Raw genomic sequence first — 5,834 nt, 5'->3', positions numbered from 1 at the left:
AAATCAATGAGGCAGGGACTGCCTTTTGAGCCTACCCCTATCCGATTCCTCTGTCTGTATGAAGTCTGTGCAGATAAGAATGGAGTTCGTAGGAAGCCCCCACTTCAAAATCCAAAGGATTTAAGTGTGGGTAGTTCACACGTCGAAAAGCAGTAGAATAAGTTGGATCATCCAAGCTTATTCGTTATGCCTTTTAGACTGGAATGAGATCGCATTATGATTCGGCACAAATTCTGGACTTCTGTACGTCGCTTTATCAAGTCTTTTATTTACATGTGTCTAAGCGCCTCTCATTCTGTCTGAAAACCAGAGTGGGAGGTTTTTTGCATGCGTCATTGATTGATAACAAGGCAGATTTAAAATCAGAAAAGCTTCACGTGCCGTTCAGCCTCGAAAAGAAAATAGGAAATTCGCCCCGAATTGCTGTGACTCTAGCATTTTAATGCGTAGAGACAGAGTATGCGGCAGAAGAGCATGATGCGCAATGGGTGAATTTATCTTTTTCTCGAGAGGCTGGCACGTTAAGCTAGACAATAACTTAAATTTATACTTTCCTACACAAATAAAAGGAATGGATTATATGCCAATCGTATAATTAAATCATTTAAGTAAAAGCTATGGTGACCGACTGTTGTTCGACATCGCTCACCTTCAAATCGAATCACACGACCGTATCGGGCTTGTCGGAGCAAACGGGAGTGGTAAATCCACTCTGTTTCGTCTTATCAAAGGTCTGGAAGAAGCAGATTCCGGGACTATAGAGCGACACGGCTCAATCGAACTCCTGCCCCAATTAAAAGAAACAGACACTGTGAAAAGCGGAGGAGAAACGACTGCTGACTACATTATTCAAGCCTTGAATAAACAGCCTAAACTGTTACTTGCGGATGAACCCACGACTCACCTGGATATTTCCCATATCGAATGGGTGGAGAAGTCCTTCCGTCGTTTTACCGGAGCCTTTCTTGTGGTTTCCCATGACCGGGCATTTCTGGATAAGGTCTGTACATCAATATGGGAACTGGAAGATCAGAAACTGACCGTCTATAAAGGAAATTATTCGGATTATAAAGAAGCCAAAGCAAGAGAATTAAAGAATCAGCAGACAGAATACGAGAAATACATCAGCAAGCGCAATCAGCTGATCGAAGCCAGAGATAATAAAGTTAAACAGGCTGTGAACGCAACAAAAAGCAAAAAGAAAGTCGGAGATGCCGAATATAATCTGAAAGGGTCTGCCCCTTATTTTCAGAAAAAGTCGAAAAAACTGCATCAAGTCCAAAAATCTATGGACACACGTATCGATAAGCTCGAAAAAGTTGAAAAACCGAAGGAACAAGCGGCCATCCGCATCGAAGTTCCTGACATGGACAAATTAAATCGTCGATTTATTATCCGAATGACAGACTGCGTCGGTAAAGTTCCTGGTAAAACACTCTGGAATAAAGCGACCTTATCCATTAAAGGCGGAGACAAAGTCGCTCTCGTCGGTCCTAACGGCAGCGGGAAAACCACGTTAATCAACATGCTGCTGAATGGAGACAGCTCGATCCAGCGCTCACCTTCTCTGAAAATCGGTTATTTTTCTCAGAACTTGAGCACTCTGGATACTTCCCTATCCATACTGGATAATGTCAAACAAGATGCCGTCCAGTCAGAAACACTGATTCGAATCATACTGGCCCAGCTTCTCTTTAAAGGAGACGACGTATACAAACCCATCTCCGTCCTGAGCGGCGGCGAACGCGTAAAGGTTTCTCTGGCCAAACTAATTGCTGGTAATTACAATACGCTCGTACTCGATGAGCCGACAAATTTTCTGGATATCCAGGCAGTCGAGGCACTGGAAAGTCTGCTTCAGGACTATGAGGGCAGTGTTCTATTTGTCTCTCATGACCGGTCATTCATCAATGCAGTCGCTTCAAAAGTCTGGGTCATTGAAGACCAGCAGATTCATGCCTTCGATGGCAACTTGAATCAATGGGAAGAATCAAAAGAGCAGAAGGAACAGGTAAGTACAGATGAAGAAGAATTGTTACGCATTGAAAATCGAATTGCGGAAGTTCTTGGAGCCTTGTCTTTAGAGTATTCAGAGGAAAAAGATGAGGAATTTAATGAACTGATCCGGCGGAAGAGAGAACTGCAGAATTAATAAAAATTGTAAGAGATTAGGATTACTATTATGCCTATTAAGAAGTAGTTTTCTGAATAAGTGTAGAAACTCCTAGCAGTCAATTTTTCAGAGTAGAGAAATCTACTCTGTTTTTTTCGTGTAGTTTTAAGGTTCCATTAGATAAGTGAGGGGCTCTTTTATATAAACCATTTAATTCACTTTTATAGACTTACAATTTCTACAAGCTTGCTTTATATTAGTAACATGAAGCAGTAAAACAGATTTTTTTGATGGTCATTTTTAAGTCAATTACAGAAAGGAGACATGCAGTAATGACAAAAATTCTATTTTTATTCCTTATTCTTTTTCTAAGTAGCGCATGCACTAGAGACACTACCGGAGATTTTGAAAATCCAGATTTTATAGACATTACTCATGAGACCAGCTTTAGTCTGCAAACCACTGAAGAAATTCCTTACGAAATAATCAATCAGTCTGAAGACACTATTTATTTTCACCATTTGGAGTATTTCATTGAAAAAAATGTAGATGGTGAGTGGGTCGATTTGGATTTGATCACAATCCCATCCCCGGACCTTGCTGGACCAACACCTTTGGAACCAGGACAAACTGTTGGGTATTCAGCACGTCTTGCTAGAGGATCCGACCATACGTATGAAGCAGGAGAATACCGTCTTCGTTATGAGGGATGGTTTGGTAGTGAGGTAGAACAGTCTGATTCTTTTGCGTTTGTTATAGAATTTGCTTTAGAGGAGTAACACTTTTATAGAAAGAAGTGTGCACTATTAATGATGCACATACAAGGAACAATACTATAATTTGAATTTAGAGTAGTACAAGAAGTAAGATGAGATGAGCCCAGAATGATAAGTTTGAGTAAAAAAGAACTTTGACACATTAGTAAGTCAAAGCTCTTTATGATATTTTCCAATATAACAAAAACCTAAAATTGCGAATATTAGTGAAATAATTAATGGTATTATTCCAATATCAAGTAATGCGTTATAAAACAGATTGTACTCTGATCGCCAAGAGAGGTGACTGTTTACATAATTTTGGGAGTATATAGCTGCTGAAATTAACGTTGCACCAAACACTACTGAGCTTATTGATAGCAACTTTATTCCTAATTTTACTTCGTTCATATTTTACCTCCAACTATCAGGAATTAGCTTTTTTTATGTCTTCAAATGGGTAGCTTTTTTAAGATTCACCGTGCAAATTTATATAATTTACGTCTTATGACTAATCTTTCAGAATAAAAGTATACCCAGCACTGATCCTAGAATCATTAAATTAATTGATTTCCTTATCTCTTTTTTGGAAAAATCGCTAGCAAGCGTTCTAATAACACAAGTTGCGAAAGTGAATCCAATAAAAACCAGAGAATTATGCGTATAGTATGTACTTAGTACAGCATATATTACAATAATAAAGTAATGAACTATTTCAGCATTTTTTTTATTCAGGTACATAATCAAGCTCCTAATATTAACAAATATAAAAAGCTATTATTGTTAATTTATTTTTACAGAATGATACCACATTAATGAAATCTATTCCATATAATATTGTAAAAAAGATTAGTCACACTATGAACTGATACGTGTCAAGTAGACAGTATTAAAAATAAAAAATACTTTTTTGACTTATGCCTAGCGCATAAGTCTTTTTTCTTCCTATGGAAGAAATCTAGCTGGCTATTTCATATTGATCACGAAACATTAACGGTGTTAGACCGTTGAACTTCAAAGTCACTCTTCGCTTATTGTAGTAATCGATAAAACGATTCAATCCTGATTCTAATTGAAAAATTGTATTAAATTTCTTGCGGTAATAATATTCTGATTTAAGCAATCCAAAAAAGCGTTCGATAGGCTGGTTATCTAAACAATAACCAGCTCGAGACATGCTTTGCACAAACCCGTATTCTTCCATCAGTCCGTGATACATATAAGAAGTATATTGAGATCCTCTATCACTGTGAATCAATGGCTTAGCTTGAGGATTGGCTGCGAAAGCTTCTCGGATGGTTTCTTCCACTAACTGATTATTATTTCGATTAGAGTACCGGTAACTCACAATGGATAGATCATATAAATCGATTACTGCGCTCAAATAAAGTTTATTTCCAACATGATCTTTCATTTCTGTAATATCTGTACACCACTTTTGATTAGGCGCTTCAGAGACAAAGTCTCTATTTAAAAGATTTTCAGCCACATGGTCTGGGTTAACAGAAGGATAAACTTTTCTTTTCTTACGTATAACAGACTGAATACCTAAAGATCTTGTGATACGAAGAATAGTCTTATCATCGTGATTGAAACCCATATTTTTCAATACGAGATTGATTCTTCTGTAACCATAAGATTTATCGAGCTCGGGGTCGTGATAAATAACCCATATGAGCTTTTGTAAGAACTGATCTTTCTTTTCCTTGTCTGGAATTACACGGTTTAGCCACTTATAATAGGCGGATCGAGCGACGCCCAAAATTTTACATAAACCCCTAATAGAATAGCCCTTTTCATAATTCAGAGATTGTATGGCTTTATATTCTGCTAAATGACGGACTAACGATAATCCTCTAATGTTTGCTCGATCTCGTTCAACTTTTTTAAAAGATCATTTTCCATTTGTAACTGACGATTGCTATGCTGTTCTGCTTTCAAAGCTGCTTCTAAACGCTCAACCTCTGATAGTTCTCCAACTGACTTCTTCTTTTGACCTCTACGATCTTCTAACCCTTCTTTACCATCTAGTTCATACTTTCGAACCCCTCCATAAACCTGTTGATAAGAAACCTTGAAGGTTTCGGCAGTATGTTGGTAGTCTTTGTGGTTTTCTAGCGCAAATTCAACGATGGTCAATCGTTCCTCAAAAGTTGTTTTTCTTCCTTTATTCACAGGATAACTTCCTTTACTAGTAGTTTTTATACCACTAGTATACTCTTTGATCCATACTGATAAAAGGCCGTGGGATTGAGGATGAATATGATATTTATCCAATACTTCTTGTTGCGAGCGTCCACCTAATACCTCCATGATTAATTTTTTCTTGAATTCATCTGTATAAACTGTTCGTGTTTTTCTTTTTTTAAGACCGTCAATACCATACTGCCTATAGGCAGAAGCCCATCTACCAATCATTTTATGAGTACATCCAAACCTTCTAGCTAAGGCACTTTGAGATTCTTCTCCATTCATATAACATAAAACGATTGTAAGCGATGAATAGCTGAGTACCTACAAATAAAAATCGGACACCACTATAATGAGAAGTGTCCGAAGCGTATAATATGCTGAATGTCTAGCGACATTCCATCTGCACCTTTGGATTCCATGGCAAATAAGCCTCCAAAGGTGTATGTTGTCGATTTGGAAGGTAAGTTAAGAGGTAGTCCAGATATTTTCGTGGATGTAATCCGTTGGATTTGGCTGTCTCAACGAGACTCAAAATAGTCGCAACGGCATGAGCACCTTCAAAAGATTTCGAGAATAGCCAGTTCTTTCTGCCCATAACGAGTGACTTGATGCCACGTTCGGCTAGATTGTTGGACAGCACGAGACGGCCGTCCTTCAGAACGTTCATCATCCGCTCTTTCTGATTCAGCGCATAGTTGATCGCTGTGCCAAGTTTGCCATACGCAGTTAGAGATTCACACCAGTCAAAAAAGGCTTCAAGCTTCGGCTTCACT

At 38.1% G+C, this 5,834-nt stretch carries 6 protein-coding genes; 2 read left to right on the top strand and 4 right to left on the bottom strand.

What is annotated here, in order from left to right:
- Positions 1-628: 628 nt before the first annotated feature.
- Complete coding sequence (gene abc-f / locus ACYQ2O_RS10135) at positions 629-2,152, top strand: ribosomal protection-like ABC-F family protein (RefSeq protein WP_459796549.1); 1,524 nt, start codon at positions 629-631, stop codon at positions 2,150-2,152.
- A 293-nt stretch (positions 2,153-2,445) separates the two neighbouring features.
- Entirely contained in the window at positions 2,446-2,892 is a 447-nt protein-coding gene (locus ACYQ2O_RS10130) for an immunoglobulin-like domain-containing protein (RefSeq protein WP_459796545.1), read from the top strand.
- 147 nt (positions 2,893-3,039) lie between these two features.
- Here the strand turns inward: ACYQ2O_RS10130 and ACYQ2O_RS10125 are convergent, their stop codons facing one another.
- The 4 genes from ACYQ2O_RS10125 to ACYQ2O_RS10110 all read right to left on the bottom strand — a co-directional run.
- Positions 3,040-3,279 carry a hypothetical protein gene (locus ACYQ2O_RS10125; RefSeq protein WP_459796543.1) on the bottom strand — a complete coding sequence of 80 codons (240 nt, stop codon included), beginning with the start codon at positions 3,277-3,279 and terminating at the stop codon, positions 3,040-3,042.
- Between the two features lie 547 nt (positions 3,280-3,826).
- On the bottom strand, positions 3,827-4,729 hold the full coding sequence (locus tag ACYQ2O_RS10120; RefSeq protein ID WP_459796548.1) for an IS3 family transposase: 903 nt from the start codon (positions 4,727-4,729) through the stop codon (positions 3,827-3,829).
- Positions 4,711-5,358: a transposase gene (locus tag ACYQ2O_RS10115; RefSeq protein WP_459796546.1), complete on the bottom strand. Its 648-nt coding sequence runs from the start codon at positions 5,356-5,358 to the stop codon at positions 4,711-4,713. Before ACYQ2O_RS10115 ends, ACYQ2O_RS10120 begins: the two co-directional genes overlap by 19 nt.
- An 88-nt stretch (positions 5,359-5,446) precedes the next feature.
- The coding region (locus ACYQ2O_RS10110) for an IS66 family transposase (RefSeq protein ID WP_459796542.1) at positions 5,447-5,834 on the bottom strand (388 nt) is incomplete at its 5' end.

This window comes from Alkalibacterium sp. m-11, from assembly GCF_054658155.1.
This window is presented reverse-complemented; position numbering and strand designations above follow the sequence as displayed.